Source organism: Rhizobium sp. B230/85, from assembly GCF_019355735.1.
GTDB classification, from domain to species: domain Bacteria; phylum Pseudomonadota; class Alphaproteobacteria; order Rhizobiales; family Rhizobiaceae; genus Rhizobium; species Rhizobium rhododendri.
The window spans coordinates 2,594,553-2,611,254 of the sequence record NZ_CP072156.1 but is presented as its reverse complement, the minus strand read 5'-3'; the positions used below and the strand labels follow the sequence as shown (position 1 = coordinate 2,611,254).

Annotated in this window: 9 protein-coding genes; 1 reads left to right on the top strand and 8 read right to left on the bottom strand. The window is 62.8% G+C overall.

Annotated elements, in window-relative coordinates; all coding sequences use genetic code 11:
* Positions 1-72: 72 nt before the first annotated feature.
* The 4 genes from J5289_RS12650 to J5289_RS12635 all read right to left on the bottom strand — a co-directional run bounded on the left by J5289_RS12650 (position 73) and on the right by J5289_RS12635 (position 4,128).
* On the bottom strand, positions 73-1,128 hold the full coding sequence (locus J5289_RS12650) for a glycine betaine/L-proline ABC transporter ATP-binding protein (protein WP_142823100.1): 1,056 nt from the start codon (positions 1,126-1,128) through the stop codon (positions 73-75).
* A complete protein-coding gene (locus tag J5289_RS12645) occupies positions 1,121-2,032 on the bottom strand; it encodes a proline/glycine betaine ABC transporter permease (protein ID WP_111222951.1) in 912 nt (303 codons plus the stop codon). Before J5289_RS12645 ends, J5289_RS12650 begins: the two co-directional genes overlap by 8 nt.
* Positions 2,033-2,273: 241 nt before the next feature.
* On the bottom strand, positions 2,274-3,272 hold the full coding sequence (locus tag J5289_RS12640; protein WP_209183987.1) for an ABC transporter substrate-binding protein: 999 nt from the start codon (positions 3,270-3,272) through the stop codon (positions 2,274-2,276).
* A gap of 712 nt (positions 3,273-3,984) precedes the next feature.
* On the bottom strand, positions 3,985-4,128 hold the full coding sequence (locus J5289_RS12635) for a hypothetical protein (protein WP_162854764.1): 144 nt from the start codon (positions 4,126-4,128) through the stop codon (positions 3,985-3,987).
* 218 nt (positions 4,129-4,346) lie between these two features.
* Between J5289_RS12635 and J5289_RS12630 the strand changes: the two genes are divergently transcribed.
* Positions 4,347-5,801, top strand: coding sequence for a cobyric acid synthase (locus J5289_RS12630; RefSeq protein WP_209183986.1), 1,455 nt, complete (start codon positions 4,347-4,349; stop codon positions 5,799-5,801).
* A 230-nt stretch (positions 5,802-6,031) separates the two neighbouring features.
* Here the strand turns inward: J5289_RS12630 and pbpC are convergent, their stop codons facing one another.
* The 4 genes from pbpC to J5289_RS12610 form a co-directional block, all read right to left on the bottom strand.
* The gene (pbpC, locus tag J5289_RS12625) at positions 6,032-8,116 is read right to left on the bottom strand and encodes a penicillin-binding protein 1C (RefSeq protein ID WP_209187485.1); all 2,085 of its coding nucleotides are present in this window, start codon (positions 8,114-8,116) and stop codon (positions 6,032-6,034) included.
* A complete protein-coding gene (locus J5289_RS12620; protein ID WP_209183984.1) occupies positions 8,116-13,578 on the bottom strand; it encodes an alpha-2-macroglobulin family protein in 5,463 nt (1,820 codons plus the stop codon). The genes pbpC and J5289_RS12620 overlap by 1 nt, the downstream gene beginning before the upstream one ends.
* A 175-nt stretch (positions 13,579-13,753) precedes the next feature.
* A complete protein-coding gene (locus tag J5289_RS12615) occupies positions 13,754-15,622 on the bottom strand; it encodes a glycoside hydrolase family 15 protein (RefSeq protein ID WP_209183983.1) in 1,869 nt (622 codons plus the stop codon).
* 123 nt (positions 15,623-15,745) lie between these two features.
* Positions 15,746-16,600: an oxidoreductase gene (locus J5289_RS12610; protein ID WP_209183982.1), complete on the bottom strand. Its 855-nt coding sequence runs from the start codon at positions 16,598-16,600 to the stop codon at positions 15,746-15,748.
* Positions 16,601-16,702: the final 102 nt, after the last annotated feature.

Genomic DNA, 16,702 nt, shown 5'->3' with positions numbered 1-16,702 from the left:
GCGAGAAGTGGCGCCGCATTGCTGCGGGCCGCTTGATCGCGTCTGTTCAATCGTAAATCGTCAGCGGCGGCGTCAGGCCGCCGCTTTTGCTTCCGGGACGGTGTGGCTGGTCGGCGTCACCATCGCCAGGATGATGCTGTGCAGATCGAGCGAGCCGATCGGCTTGCCGGCTGCGTCGACCACCATGGCCACCGTCTGGTTGGCGCCGGTCATCTGGCGCGCAGCCATCTCCAGTGTCATGTCGCCCGCAAGGCGCATAGACGAGCCTTCGCCGGAGATCGGCTTCATCACCGTTTGCACCTTGATGACCCGTCCGCGGTTCACTTCCTTGACGAAGGCGCTGATATATTCATCGGCGGGCTGCAGGACGATGTCCTGGCCGGAGCCCTGCTGGATGACCTTGCCGTCGCGCAGGATGGCGATCCTGTCGCCGAGCCGCAACGCCTCGTCGAGATCGTGGGTGATAAAGACGACGGTCTTCTTCAGTTCCTTCTGCAAGTCGAGCAGCACGCTTTGCATATCGACGCGGATCAGCGGATCGAGCGCCGAGTAGGCTTCGTCCATCAACAGGATATCGGCGTCATTGGTCAGCGCCCGCGCAAGCCCGACGCGCTGCTGCATGCCGCCCGACAGCTGGTTCGGAAAGTGGTTCTCGAAGCCATCGAGGCCTACGCGTGCAATCCAGTGGCGGCCCTTCTTCTGCGCCTCCGCGCGTGGCACCCCCTGGATCTCGAGGCCGTAGACGGTGTTTTCGATCACAGTGCGGTGGGGAAGCAGCGCGAACTTCTGGAACACCATCGCCGTCTTGTGGCGTCGGAATTCGCGCAGCGCGCTCTCGGTCATCTTGCAGACGTCGACGCCGTCGTAGAGCACCTCGCCGGCGGTCGGGTCGATCAGCCGGTTGATATGGCGGATCAGCGTCGACTTGCCGGAGCCGGAGAGACCCATGACCACGGTGATGGCGCCGGCCGGCATGTTGATGTTGATGTCCTGCAGCCCGAGCACATGGCCGTGCTTGACGTTGAGTTCGGTCTTGCCGAGGCCGTTTTTCACCTGCTCGACGTACTCGCGGCCGCGGGGGCCGAAGATCTTGTAGAGGTTCTTGATCTCTATCGCGTGACTAGCCATGGACCACCTCCGAATGTTTCTGCAGCCGCCTGCCGTATGCCTGGCTGGTACGGTCGAAAATGATGGCGATGGCGACGAGCGCAAAGCCGTTGAGGAAGCCAACCGTGAAGAACTGGTTGTTGATCGCCTGCAGCGTGTTCTTGCCGAGACCGCCCACCCCGACCATCGAGGCGACGACAACCATGGCAAGCGACATCATGATGGTCTGGTTGATGCCGGCCATGATGGTCGGCAGTGCCAGCGGGATCTGCACATTGAAGAGCTTCTGGGTGTGGGAGGATCCGAAAGCATCTGCTGCCTCCAGCACTTCCTTGTCGACCAGTCGTATCCCGAGGTTGGTAAGGCGGATCATCGGCGGCACGGCGTAGATCACCACAGCGATCAGGCCTGGCACCTTGCCGATACCGAAGATGACGACGACCGGGATGAGGTAGACGAAGCTCGGCATGGTCTGCATGACGTCGAGCGTCGGATTGATCACCGATTGCAGACGGTCGGAGCGTGCCATGAGGATGCCGATCGGCAGGCCGATGACGATGGCGATCAGGGTGCAGACGGTGACCATCGCGAGTGTGATCATCGTATCGTTCCACAGCCCAAAAACGCCGATCAGGGCCATGGAGATGGCGGTGCCGATGACGATCTTGATATTGCGGCTGGCGAGATAGACGATGGCCATCATGACCGCGAGGATGATGAACCAAGGCGTGTTGGTGAACAGCCACTCGAGGTAGTTCAGGAACCATTGCAGCGGCTGGACGACGATGTCGATCACAGCGCCCCAGGAGCGCACCATGCCGCGAAAGCCGTCGTCGATGTTCTTGCGGCCTTCGCGGATGATCGTGTCGTTGATCGCCGGGAAGTTACACAGGAAATTCGGCAGAAAACTACATTGCAGAGCCATCACATTCCCCTTTTTATCCGGGCCCTTTTTATCGGGGCAGTGACGCGCAATCCGTGTGGCTATCAAGATTGCCGTCCGTGGTGTAGTGCTGATGCCGGTTCTCAGTCTGCTCGCCTGTCCGCCTTCAGGCGGATGCAGTGTGGTCGCGTGACCCCCTCGGTGCATGCGCTTCCAATGGGGAGACGCGATCCTTGCAGCGGCGAGAGGTGAGGGCAGGCCTTCCGGCCTGCCGTCGCATCGTTCAGATCGAAGCCTTGACCTTCGTCGCGACATCGGGAGCCACCCACTTGGTCCACATGTCCGGATAGGTCTTGAGGAAGTACTTCGCGCCGTCTTCGTTGGTGCCCTGGTTGTCCGTCATCCAGGCCAGCACCTTGCCGACGGTGCCGTTGTCCCATTTGCGGGTCTTGACGTAGTCCATGGCAACGCCGGCCTTTTCGGCAAAGGACTTGGTGACGACGGTAAAGACGTCAGAGACAGGATAGGAATTGACCTTGGGGGCCGCGCAATCCTGCTGCGAGGTGCAGGCATCCCATTCCTTCTTGTCATGAGGAACGCCGAAGCTCAGCTTGACCATTTCGTACTTTCCGAGGATCGCGGTCGGTGCCCAATAGTATCCGAGCCAGCCGGTCTTCTTCTCGAAGGCATTGGCGATCGAACCGTCGAGGCCGGCTGCCGAGCCCGTATCGACCAGCGCAAAACCTTCCTTCTCGGCGCCAAGCGCCTTGTAGAGGTTGGCGGTCGAGATCTGGCAGTTCCAACCCGACGGGCAGTTGTAGACGGCGCCCTTGGTCTTGTCTTCCGGGGCAGGGAACAGCTCTGGATGCTTCAGGGCATCCTGCACGGTCTTGATGTCCGGATGGGCGTCTGCGAGGAATTTCGGTATCCACCAGCCTTCGACACCGCCGTCGCTGAGCAGCGGGGCAGCCTCGATCAGGCGACCTTCGGCGGTGGCCTTGTCGAGCGCGGTCCGAACGGCGTTGACCCAGAGTTCCGGGGCGATATCCGGCTGTCCCTTTTCGTTCATCGAGGTGAATGTCGGCTGGGTGTCGCCGGTCACCAGCGATACCTTGCAGCCATAGCCGTTTTCGAGAATGATCTTGTCGACCTGCGCAGCGACGCCGGCGGAGGCCCAGTTCATTTCGGCGATAGAGATGTCGCCGCACTCCGCTGCACTTGCCGAGCCTGCGAGCGCATAGGTACCTGCTGCGAATATAACGGAAGCGATGAGCTTCTTCATGTGAAAGTTCTCCCAGTTTTTTGCCGTTGATCACGTTCGTGCATCCGGCCACGGAGGTCGCCCACGATGTGGCGCGCCCATCCCTGACCGTATCTGCTTCACCGATCCAGGCGCCCGAAAGCGTCCATGCCGGTCCCCTTTGGTATGTCCGCTGTTATTGTGCCTGAGGATAGAAGATCCCCCGGGGCGCGCTTTTTCATACCTTGAAATCGAGCCTAAGGATTCATGCGGAGAAATCAACCGGGGGGGATGTGCGGACAGATGCCGGGACTATCGCTGAGCTGCCGGAAAAGCCTTCAAAATAGCCTGAGAGGTGAGGCTACTGGCTGCAAATTGTGCACACGCGAGGCAAAAAAGGTCCTTCTAAAGTGCGGACATGGAGAAAAGTTCAATTGCTACGCCTGCGCAAGACGTTTTGTATTCCATTCGCGTCCTTCGATGGCTGAGCGCGGGCCGTGAAAAAAATCGAAAAAAAACACGATTCATTCTTAATTAACGTCTCAATAACCATCCGGTAACCGTGTCCGTCTATTGATTGTGCCAAGGCGGCGACACCGCTGTTTCTCCGGATCAGGTACTGCGTCCCGGAGAAAGCCTGTCTCGCGCCTCTGCCGAAGACCTCCGGTATATAAATCGCGCCGCGCTGTCCTGCAGCCGGCGCGATTTTCGTCTGTGCGTGTGGGGTATGGATCGAGCGGTGCAGTCTGGCGTGTTAGCCAGCGGAGCCCGTGCGCACGACGCCAACCGTTCCGCTGCGGATATCCAGTTCCTGTGCGCGGCTTTCGGCCTTCTGCGACGGGACCTTCGAGCCCCAGGCGATCTGGATCGAATTCTTGTTGTTGAAGACGAAAAGCATTCCGGTATCCTCTGCGCCGGAAGCCCGGCCTTGTGCGTGATGTGGCGTGCAGATAATGCTGTTGTCGACACGAAACAACGAGCGAAGTCGTCATCGTTTGTCGCAAATAGAGTAGTCATCCAGTTGGCCGCCGAAGCTCGGTCATATCGCTCGATAATTTCGACAGAACGGCTGTAGAGCAGGGGCTCAAGACGAGCCGATACCGGGAATTTCAGACTATGACCAGGGCGATCATGCTGCAAGGAACCGGCTCCGATGTCGGAAAAACGGTATTGGTAGCGGGCCTCTGCCGCCTTGCCGCAAACAGGGGACTGCGGGTCCGTCCCTTCAAGCCCCAGAACATGTCGAACAACGCCGCCGTTGCCGACGACGGCGGGGAGATCGGCCGAGCCCAGTGGCTGCAGTCGCTCGCCTCGCGCGTCCCATCCTCCATCCACATGAACCCGGTGCTGCTGAAGCCGCAATCGGAGGTGGGCAGCCAGATCATCGTCCAAGGCAAGGTCTGGGGGCAGGCCAAGGGGCGGGACTATCAGGCGCTGAAGCCGAGATTGCTGGCGTCGGTACTCGAAAGCTTTGCCCATGTCGGCGATGGCGCCGACCTCGTCATTGTCGAGGGTGCGGGGTCGCCGGCCGAAATCAACCTGAGGCCCGGCGACATCGCCAACATGGGCTTTGCGACCAAGGCCGGCGTTCCCGTCGTTCTCGTCGGCGACATCGACAGGGGCGGGGTCATCGCCTCGCTTGTCGGCACGCATGCCATTCTGTCCGATGAGGACCGGGGGATGATCGCAGGCTACATCATCAACAAGTTCCGGGGAGACGTGTCGCTTTTCGACGACGGGCTGGCGGCAATTCACAGCTTTACCGGCTGGCCCTGCTTCGGCGTCGTGCCGTGGCTGAAGTCGGCGGGAAGGCTGCCGGCAGAGGATTCGGTGGTGCTGGAGCGGCTGGCGCGTGGTGGTGCGGGGGCGCTCAAGATCGCGGTACCGGTTTTGCCGCGCATCGCCAATTTCGACGACCTCGACCCGCTCAGGGCCGAGCAGGATGTCGACCTGGTCTTCGTACGCCCCGGCGATCCGCTGCCGACGGACGCTTCACTGGTGATCCTGCCGGGCTCAAAGTCGACGATATCAGATCTCGAGCATTTTCGCAGGCAGGGGTGGGACCGCGACCTTGCGGCGCATGTGCGGCGTGGCGGACGGGTTATCGGGGTCTGCGGCGGCTACCAGATGCTCGGAACGACTATCCGCGATCCGCTCGGCATCGAGGGCGACGTGCTGGAAATGCCGGGTCTCGGCCTCCTCGATGTCGAGACATCGATGGCGCCAGAAAAGACGGTGCGCAACAGCTTTGCGCGGTCGACGGAGTATGATGCACCGCTCAGCGGCTACGAGATCCACCTGGGCGAGACGACCGGCAGCGACTGCGCCCGCCCGCCCGTCATCATCGATGGCCGTCCGGATGGAGCAATCTCCAGTGATGGCCGTATCATGGGGACCTATCTGCACGGGCTGTTCGAAAGCGACACCTACCGCGCCCGCCTCCTCCAAAGCTTCGGCCTCTCCGGCGACCGCAGCAACTACCGCGAGAGCGTCGACAAGGCCCTGGACGATGTCGCCAGCGAACTCGAAGCGGTGCTCGACAAGGACTGGCTCGGACGGCTACTGGGATAGGTGCGAGGCCGATGTTTCTGCCATTCCGCAGTCGTGCACAACAGGCCAAGCTCCCTTTCTCTTTCCTTTATTCCTGTGCCCGTCACGGCTGTCAGTGCGCTCGAGTCGATGAGAGCGAGTGACTTTTACCGCAAAAAGCCCCATCGCGGCGCTGACGCGCCGCAGGTTGTTGACTGCCAAATTTACGGGGTGGATGAAACCCATCGATCGGTCCCAGCAGCGAACTGCCGCTACTGCAGAAACACACCCACCGTTGCGGCGCGGCCGGCGGCGTCGATGACTGTGAGGGTGGAATAACCATCGCCGTCGGGTGTCCATTGGCTGACGCGGTTGCGGGCGATGGCGGCGAGGGGCTTGCCGTTGGCGAGCCACCGGAAGGGCGCGCGGCCGCCCTGCAGCTTCAGCACCAGCGGCATCATCAGGCCGTCGCTGGTTTCGCCGAGTTCGACATGGGCGCCTTCCGGCGGATAGACGATCTGCGGGGCAGGCTCTCGGGTCGTGGCGGCCATAAGGCCGCTGGCATCCATCGAGAAGCGCCGCTGGCTGATCGGCAGCTGCGCCTGGGCGATGCGCACCGCGCCGATCGGCGCTGACGGCAGCGGCGTGATGCCGACGCCGGATTTTGCGAAGGCCTGAAACAGGATGGGCGCTGCGGAGGCGTAGCCGGTGAGGCCGGGGACTGCGCCATTGTCGGGACGGCCGACCCAGACGCCAAGCACATAGCGGCCATCATAGCCGACGGACCAGGCATCGCGGTAGCCGTAGCTGGTGCCGGTCTTGTAGGCGATGCCGTGCTGGGCGCTGCCGGCGGGTGCGATGATGCCCGATAGCACATCTGCGACATTCCAGGCGGCAACGGGCTCCAGCAGCGGCTGGCTGTCCACGACTTCGGGCTTGTCGACGATGCCGTCGCCGAGTTTCACCGGATTGCTGCGGTTTGCGAGGCCGGCGTAGAGCTGCACGAGGTCCTTCAGCGTCATGCCGAGCCCGCCGAGGCCGATAGCGAGCCCGGGCGTTTCATTCGCCGGCAGTACCGGTCGCACATTGGCGCGGCGGAAGCGGACCAGCAGCCGGGATGGCCCGACGGCATCGAGCACGCGGACGGCCGGGACGTTGAGGGAGAGTTGGAGGGCCTGGCGGACGGTGACGTCGCCCTGGTAGGTGGTGTCGAAGTTCTTTGGCCGGTAGCCGAAGAAATCGGCGGGCCGGTCCTCGATGATCGTTTCCTGGGAGAGCAGGCCTTCCTCGAAGGCGAGCCCATAGATGAATGGTTTCAGCGTCGAGCCGGGCGATCGGTTGATCCGTGTCATGTCGATCCAGCCGGAGCGGCTGGCGTCGAAATAGTTGGCGGAACCAACCTCGCCGACGATTTCGCCGGTGCGGCTGTCGGCCATGACCATGGCCAGCGATACTTTTGGATCGAGCCTGGCTGCAGATTCGCGGGCGACGGCTTCCAGCCCTTGCTGGATGCTGCGCTTGAGGGTCGTGTGGTGCTGGCCGACCGACGGTTCTTTTTTGAGGGCCGCCTCGGCGAGATGCGCGGCATAGGCCGGAAGTTGCAGCCGGCGGGCGGGGATGGGGCTGAACTCGGCGCGCCCGGCCTCGCTGTCGCCGACGATCTCGGCCACGGCCATGCGGGTCAGCACCCGTTTTCGTGCAGCCTCTGCCGCCTGCAGATGGCGGTCGGGCCGGCGCTTTTCCGGCAGTTGCGGCAGCGCCACCAGCAAGGCCGACTGGGCCACTGTCAATCGCCGGGGCTCCTTGCCGAAATAGGCGAGGCTTGCGGCGCGGATGCCTTCGAGGTTGCCGCCATAGGGGGCGTGGGTGAGGTATAGGTCGAGGATCTCGGTCTTGCTCAGCCGGCGCTCGATCTGGATGGCGCGGGCCAGCTGCAGCAGTTTTGCCCCGAAGGTTCGCTCGGGGCGCGGCTCGATAAGCCTTGCCACCTGCATCGAGAGTGTCGAGGCGCCGGAGACGATGCGCCCGTGGGTGACGAACTGAAGGGCCGCCCGCCCCATGGCCACGATGTCGACGCCGTGATGCTCGTAAAATCGCCGGTCCTCATAGGCGACCAACATGCGGACGAACTGCGGATCGACGTCGGCAGCTGTCGTCTTAAGGCGCCAGCGACCCTGCGGCGTGGCAAAGGCGCGCAGCAACTGGCCATCGCTGTCGAGCACCTCGGCCGATGTCACCATGGCCTTTTCAAGCGGCGGCGGATAGGCCTTGTCGGCTGCCTCGAGGCCGAGGCCAGCCGCCAGCGCCAGAAGCAGCGATGCCGATGTGCCGATGCCGAGGGTGCGCCAGAACCGCATTATTTTGCTGCCTCGACCTCCATGCGGCCCGTCGCCGTGCGGGCGAAGAACTGCGGCCGGTACATGTCCTCGACATTGGCGCCGGGCATGTCGTAGGTGCCGGGCGTCACGGCGCGCACGACGTAGGCGAGTGTTATCTCGCCCGTTTCGTCGGCAGCGCGATCGACGGCTGCGGCAAATCGGTCGCTGCGGAACTCGACATGGGCCGGATTGACCTCCTGCAGGAAATCGAAGTTCGACAGCTGGGCGCTGTTGACCAGCCCCGGATTGTCGATCTCGAAGCCCGCAGGCAGGAGGTCGGTGATCATCATCTTCGAAGGCCAGTTGTTGGCTTCGTTGACCTTCAGGACGACGACGTAGCGCTCGTTCTGCTTGACCTGGCTGATATTCGCCTCCTCGCCACCGAAGGTATAGAAGCTGCGTTCGATCGTGAATCCCTGGCTGCTGGCGGTCAGCGGCTGTTTCGGCGCAGCGATGGTGGTGACGGTGGCGGAGATCGGCTGGGCCGTCTGGTTGGTGACGGTGATCGGGTGTGCCAGCAGTTCGTCGCCGGTCAGGCGAGCATTGTAGGCACCCGTATGGGGGGTGCCGTCAATTGCGAGCTTCAGGTCTTCATCGCCGGTCTGCAAGGCGCGGGCGGCAAGCAGCATCCAGGTCTGCTCCTGCGTGCTGGTGTTGCCCTTCTTCTGCCATTCGCGCACGACGAGCTTGGTAAGGTCCGAGACGATCGGGGGCACCGGTCGGGCTGCAGTTGCAAGCGCCAGCACGGCGGCACCGTCGCGCAACGACGAGCCGTAGTCGGAACGTACGAAGCTGACCTTGGTCTCGGCATCCTTCTCCGCCGTCTGCATGGCATCCAGGAAGGTGTTGCGCGAGCGCTGCGCATCGCTGTAGAGGGCGAGGGCCGCGGCAATATGCGCCTTTGCGAGCGGTGTCGGGAAATTCGACAGCATCGTGTCGGCGTAATAGCGCAGGTCGCTGATCGCCGCCTTGCGGTTGCGGGCGAGAACATAGACCGCGTAGGAGATCTCGTTGCCGTTGTCCTTGATGTTGGCGTCGATGCCGACCGCATTCTGCAGGTTGTCGAGCGCCTGCACCATGGCTGCATCCGGCACGTCGAATTTCTGCTCGCGGGCGCGGGTCAGGAAGTCGGTGATGTAGGCGTCCAGCCAGAGATCGCCGGAGCCGGGGCTCCAGAGCCCGAAGCTGCCGGACGAGGACTGGTTGGCGAGCACCTTGTAGATTGCGTCCTGCACGCGCTTGCGAACATCGGGATCGTCGGGCATGCCGGATTTCTTGGCGAGCTCACTGAAATAGAGCAGCGGCATGGCAAGGCTGGTCAACTGCTCGGTGCAGCCGTAGGGATACCGGTCGAGGCTCATCAGCAGCGCCGGGATATCGAAGCCCTGGGCGCGGGCGACATTGAGGCTGACGGAGGCGCCCTGCAACAGGCTGTCGGCCAGAAGCTCGCCGTTGACGGTCAGGCTTGCGCCTGCCGCAATCGTCAGCGGCCGGGATTCGGTGACAGGGAGGGACGACGGACGGACGGGAATGTCGAGCGATTGCTCGAGCGACAGGCCGTTCGGGCCCGACAGCTTGATCGAGACGACACCGGCTCCCGGCTGTGCGCCGGTCAGCGGCAGGGTCAGGGCGACCTTGCCACCTGCTGCCAGCTTTAAGGTCTGCGACGCATCCTTCATGGCGATGCTGACAGCCGGGTTGCTGGTGACCTGTACCTGGTAATTGCCTTCCGGCGCATCGGTGTTAGCGATGTCGAGCCGCAGGCGGCTGGCGTCGCCGGGGGCGAGGAATTTCGGCAGGCTGGCGGTGACGACGACGGGGTCGCGGATGACGACGTCGGTGCTGGCATGACCGACGCCGTGCTTCGACCAGGCAACAGCCATGATACGAGCGGTGCCGTTGAACTGCGGAATGTCGAATGTGATGTTGGCTTTGCCCGATGCATCGAGCTTGACCGGGCCGGAGAAGAAGGCGACCAGCTTTTCGGTCGGAGGACTGCCCTGTAGTGCCACCGCCGCGCCATCGCCACCGGTGCGAATGGTGCCCATGGCGCCGAGCGAGCCGTCGATCAGCCGGCCGTAGAGGTCGCGGATTTCAAGCCCGAGCCGACGCTGGCCGAAGTACCAGCCATCGGGATCCGGCACTTCGTAGCGCGTCAGGTTGAGGATCCCGACATCGACGGCTGCGACGGTCACATAGGCTTCTTCGCCTATACCGGCACCGGCGACTTCCACCGGGATGACCAGAGGCTGGCGTGGCAGGGTCTTTTGCGGCGGCGTCAGCTTGACGGACAGTTTTCGCTGGGCGGGATCGACCTTCAGCCATTTCACGCCGATGGCTCGCATCGGCATGTGGCTGTCCTGCGCATCGCCCGAACGGAAGAGGGTGGTGGTGACGTAGGCGCCGGCGCCAAAAGCCTCGGTCACCGGAATGTCGATCTCGCCACCGCCGGCCGCAATGCTCGCCGTCTGGGTCGAGACAAGGTTTTCGGTGCCGATGGTGACTAGCACTTCGCCGGCAAAGCGTGGGGAAATCTTCAGCTTGGCGGTGTCACCGACAGCATAGCTTTCCTTGTCGAGGCCGACTTCGAGGGCGTCCGGCGTCTCGGTCGAAGATGCCGCAACGTACCAGCCGGCGTCGAACTCGACGCTGGAGGCCGGGCCATCGACGGCAGCGGTTTCGATCTCTAGACGATAGCGCCCAAAAGCGACGGGAACTGCGATTTCGGCGCCGTTTTCGGCTGTCGCATCAATCGTGCCGTTGGCGACCAGCTTCGTCGAATTCACCGGCTCATACTTCCATCCGGAGCCGTCGCGGTACCACTGGTAGTTCTGCTCGATACTCAGCAGTTTCCAGTTCAAACCGGACATCGCCTGCTTTTTTGCATCCCGGTCGATGGAGATGACATGGAACTTGCCGATGGCATTTTCGCTGAGATTACCGTCGAATTCCGGCTTGATGCCGATCATCGGTCCCTGCGCCTTGACCGGCAGCGTCAGCGACCGCTCGACGGCACGGCCGCCGGCTTCCTGCATGCGCAGCGTGATATTGGCATTCAACAGCTGTGTGGTGGAAGGCAGCGTGGCGAGCGAAACATCGAAGGTCTCGTGGCCCTGGTCGTCGACCGGCTCCAGGCCTTCGAGAGGCACCTTGGTGTCCTCGCTCGCCTGCTCGTCGGCAAGCCCGAACAGATAGCCGGGGAAATCGGCGCTTTCGCGCGTCGTCTTCAGCGCGACGTCACCTTCGATGATGAGTCCGGCAGCAGGCGCGCCATAGAGGTAGCGACCGTCCACCGTCACTGCGGCGGGCGCATCGAGGTCGATGGTCGTTGCCTCGCTCTTCAGATCGAACTCTATCCGGTCCGGCACGAAATCATCGACCAGAAACTGCTTTTCGCCAATCGCCGTGCCCTTCGGGTCGGTGAACACCTGCATCGTCCAGGTGCCGCGCATGGCGTTTGTCTGCAGGGGCAAGTCGATCGTATAGCCGCCGAGCAGGCCGCCATTGCTGACGACGCGGCGATCCTCGACGCCATCTGGCCGGTTGAAGATAAAGGTCAGCGGCAGGTTCTCGATAGCCGCCGAGGCGCTGTCGCGGGCGAGCACCGAGGCGTGCACCGTCTCGCCGGCGCGGTAGATGCCGCGTTCTGTCCAGGCGAGCACGTCGATGGCGCCGGGCGTCTTGCGGCCCGTGACGCCGCGATCCGACAGATCGAAGCCGGCGCGCGTCATGTCGAGGAACACATAGTCTTTATCGCCGTCCTTGGCGGTGATGACGGCAGGCGTCATGGCCGCCGTTCCGCGCATCAGGCCTGCGGTAAAGGTGGCATGGCCGTTTTCATCGGTCTTGGCCGTGCCGAGGATTTCATTGTTCTTGGCGAGCAGCTGCAACTCGATGCCGGCCAGCGGCTTGGCAGTGGCAAGCGAGCGGGTGAAGACGCTGAGGCCATCGGTGCCGGCATAGGTGGAGAGACCGATATCCGAGACGACGAACCATTGTGTCGCCTGGGAATCCCATTCCTGGCCGCCGCCGTTCTGCACGGTTGCGGTCATCACGTAGATGCCGGGCTTGCGCTGCGGCAATGCCTGGTCGACCGGGAAGCTGGTGACGACGTCCTTGTTGAGATCGGACTTGATGTCGATGGCGCCCTGCCACACCAGTTCGCCGGATTCATCCTGCAGGCGCTGGGCGCTGTAGCCATCCAGTTGCGTCAGGAACTGCGAGGAGGTGAGCAGCGGCGCGATGCCACGGTCGCCGATCCGGTAAAGTTTCAGATTTGCTGTGGTCGCGTTGACGGAGACGAGCGGGATGCCGTGGCGAACGGTTTGCGGCAGCACGAAGTTGTCGCCGGTGAAGTGCACCGAGGCGGTGCGATCCTTGACGTAGATGCTGACGTCGGCGGTCTTTTCTAGCGTTTCATCGACCGAGGAGGGCAGGCCGGCGCGAAAGGAGATCTTGTAGCGCTGCCCATGGGCAAGTCCCTCGACGCAGATCTGGTCGTCCTTGGCTTCCATCGCCTTCGGCGTTGCGCCGTCGACGGTGACGAAGGGTGTGTAGTCCGTGCCGCTCTTGATGAGCTTTTCAGAGAACTGCACGCAGGCGCGCGGGGTCGTGCTGTCATTGTCGATGGTATTGGCGAGAATGCGGAAACCCTTGCGGCTTTTGAGGTCGGCATAGGCAGCGGCAACGGTCTTGGAATTGACCAGCGCCAGGCTCGCCTTGTAGGCGCTGAGAGCGGCGCGGGCGTTGTCCGAATTGGCCAGCGACGCCGCGAGCACTGCGAGGGCGTCGGCGCGGCTCTCCTTGGTCCGGGTCAGCTGATAGCCGTTCAACGCGGCAATGGCGGCCTGGCCGGCGATTTCAGTATTGTTCTTGATGCTGTTTGCTGTACGCGCCGTTTCGATCCAGAGGATGGGATCTTCCGGCGTAATGGAGAGGGCGCCAAGAAAGGCTTTTACGGCTTCTGCCGGATTCTTTGCCGATTGCTCGACATGGGCGAGCGCCACCAGGCTCTGGACGCCTTGCGTCTTCTGGTCATCGGTCAGAGCGAGGTTCGCCTTTGCCTTCGCCGCATCGTCGCGCAGCTTGTCGCTGATGAAGGGCAAAGCGGGTGCGGCGCCGATGTCGGGCTGGGCTGTGACTTCGACGATCTTGCCGGCAATGGCGCCCGGAAAATCGTTCAGCTGGTTGAAGTCGGATTTGAGGAAACACCATTTCACCTTCGGATTGTAGGTGAAGGCGCGGCAGGAGCGATCGGCGATACAGGTCGCCTCGCATTGCTCGATTGTCTGGTTCTGGACGGTGCGCAGGTCGAAGCCGAAATAATCGCCGCCGGGGGTGGTCACCACCTGGCGGCTTGCGTCCGCCGCCTGTCCGGGCGCGAGAGAAAGGAAAGCGCCGAACAAAAGAGCCGACAGTCCGATAATCGCGCGCCGTGACATAGCCCATGCCCCCCAAGCAGTCAGCCGATGCGGCGCACTCTTGAAACATATCGGCAAATTGTCAATCGCTGAGATGCAACCGCCCTGAAATGAAACACGACAACACACCTTCGGCGCGTTATCCGATAAAAATCAAACTATTCGGGAAGCAGTGACGCTAACAAGCCGTGCCCTTCTATGCCCGCCACTGACCGAATTTGCCATCCAGTGCCCTGTCCAGATAGAAGGCAGCGCTGATGAGGGCGAGATGCGTGAAGGCTTGCGGGAAATTACCGAGGAACTCGCCGCGCGCATCGAACTCTTCCGGATAGAGCTGCAGGTGGTTGCCGTAGAGCAGCAGCTTTTCGAAGTTGATGCGTGCCTCGTCGAGGCGACCAGCGCGGGCGAGGCATTCAACATACCAGAAGGAGCAGGCGGCAAACGCACCTTCCTGGCCGTCGAGGCCATCTTCCTGCTTGTAGCGCTTCACCAGGCTGTCGTCGGCCAGCTGGTCGCCGATCGCATCGAGCGTCGCCAGCCACGCCGGGTCGGTGGCGCTGACGAAACGTACCAACGGCATCAGCAGCAGTGCGCCATCGACATTGGTTGCACCCTTGCCCTGCACGAAGTGGCCGAGTTCGTCGTTCCAGAAATTCGCCCAGATGTCTTCGCTGATCTCGTTGCGCGTCGTCACCCATTTTTCGAAGGGGGCGGACAGCGAGCGCTTTTCAGCCAGCCTAATCGCGCGGTCGACGGCCACCCAGCACATCAGCCGGGAGTGCAGATGCTCGGACGGTTCGTTGCGCACCTCCCAGATGCCGGCATCCGGTAGCTGCCAGTTGTCGCAAACGTAATTGACAAAGCGCTGAACGCCGCGCCAGCCCCGATCGGAGATCGCCTCTCCGTATTTGTTGCTGATGTAGATAGAGTCCATCAGCTCGCCGTAGATGTCGAGCTGGATCTGCTCGGCAGCCTTGTTGCCGACACGCACGGGGCGTGCGCCGCCGTAACCTGCCAGATGGTCCAGCTCGACTTCCTCCAGATCGGAACTGCCGTCGATCCGGTACATGATCAGAAGCTGGCCGTCCCAGTCTTGCTGGGTGCGCGCGCCGGTCCATCGGCTGAAGGCCATTGCCTCCTCCTGGTAGCCGAGCCGCATCAGCGCATAGACCGTGAACGATGCATCCCTGATCCAGGTGGCGCGATAGTCCCAGTTGCGTTCGCCGCCGGGCGCCTCCGGCAGGCCGAAGGTGGCGGCAGCGACCATAGAGCCGTGGCTTAGCGAGGTCATCAGTTTAAGGGCCAGTGCCGAGCGGGTCACGGCATCCCGCCAGCGACCGTGATAGGTCGACCGGGCAGCCCATTTCTGCCAGTAGTTTTTTGTCTCGAGGATGACGCACGACACCTCCTCGGTCTGCATGAGCACGCCGTCGTCGTCTCCGAAGGTGAAATCCGCCTGCTCTCCGACCTTGAGCGTCAATTCCGCCGTCACTCCGCCGTTCATCGGCGTCAGTGCCACCGGTGCGGTCAGGCGCAGGCGCAAGCCGTCCGGTCCGCTGAAGACGGCACCGTGTTCATCGACGGTAACGTCCGGGATGGTGCGGGCGTAGTCGAAGCGTGGCCAGCATTTCAGCCGGATGGTGACTGTGCCGCGCGTGACGGCGACGCGGCGCACGATCCGGCAGACGCTCTCGCCGGTCGTAGTCGGGCTCGGCATCAGGTCGGTAATTTCGGCGCTGCCGGCATGCCCGAGCCAGCGCGTCATCAGGACGTTGGTTTCGGGGACGTACATCTGGATGGTGCGCGCGCCGGCGATATCCGGCGAGAGTTCGAAGGCGCCGCCCTTTTCCGGATCGAGCAAAGCCAGGAAGACGCTGGGGCTGTCGAAGTTCGGCCAGCACAGGAAGTCGATGGCACCGTCGCGGGCGACCAGAGCGGTGGTGCGCAGATTGCCGATGGTTCCATGGTCGGCCACTGGCCGTGGGATGGCGGTCAGGTGGCCTTCGTTCAGGGGCGGTGGCTCATGCTTGCCGATGTCTGTTGCAGCGGACCTGTTGTCAGTCATCCATGCTGTCCCTGTTTTTCGCCACGGCCTATCCGCGACGGCGCAGTAAGGTGGTTTCCGGTCGTCGCTGTGGACGACCGGCTTTTCAAGGGCGGTAAGAGGAATGCCGCCATAGCTGTGAGCTTATTGTTCGGACTCTGGGAAATCTGCACCAATCGATGTGTCGCGCCACTGTTCGACTTCGGCCAGACTGTCCGAAAGCTTTTTCGATACGGCATCGACGCCGAAAGCGCCGAGCACCAGGTGGCGCGGCGGGTGTTCCAGTTCCGTCACCATCATCATCGCCTTTGCAGCCCGAACGGGATCGCCCTTCTGCTTGCCGCTGATGGCTGACGTCGAGGCCATCCGTGCGCCGACGGTCTCTTCGTAGTCGGCGATGCCGGAGACCGTCTGCTGCAACGATCTGCCGGCCCAATCGGTGCGGAATGGGCCGGGCTCGATGCAGGTGACCTTGATGCCGAGCGGCCGGCCTTCGACGGCAAGCGCGTCCGACATGCCCTCGACAGCGTGCTTGCTGGCTGCATAGTAGCCGGAGCCGGGAAAGCCGACGAGACCGGCGACCGAGGTGATGTTGATGATGTGGCCCCGGCGGCGCTTGCGCATGCCCGGCAATACGGCCCGGGTCATGGCGAAGAGGCCGAAGACGTTGGCATCGAACTGGGCGCGGATGGCGTCGTCGTCGCCCTCTTCGATCGAGGCCTGGTAGCCGTAGCCGGCATTGTTGACCAGCACGTCGATCTGGCCGAAGCGTTCTTCGGCGGCCTTGACGGCGGCGGTGATCTGGTCCTTGTCGGTGACGTCGAGGTCCAGCGCCAGGGCGCTGTCTTCGTGACCCGTGACGAGATCGGCGACGCGCTCCTTGCCACGGGCGGTGACGACGGCGCGCCAGCCGCGTTCGAGTACCAATGTCGCGAGTTCGCGGCCGAAGCCGGTCGAGCAGCCGGTGATGAACCAGACGGGCGTGGAGGAGTTTGCCATGTTTGCTTTCGGTGCTTGGGCCGGCAGCGCTACTTGGCACGGTACCGGACGTTATGATGCAACTGAGTTAGAGCGTGGTGCGTACGCGTCAATACTGAAATT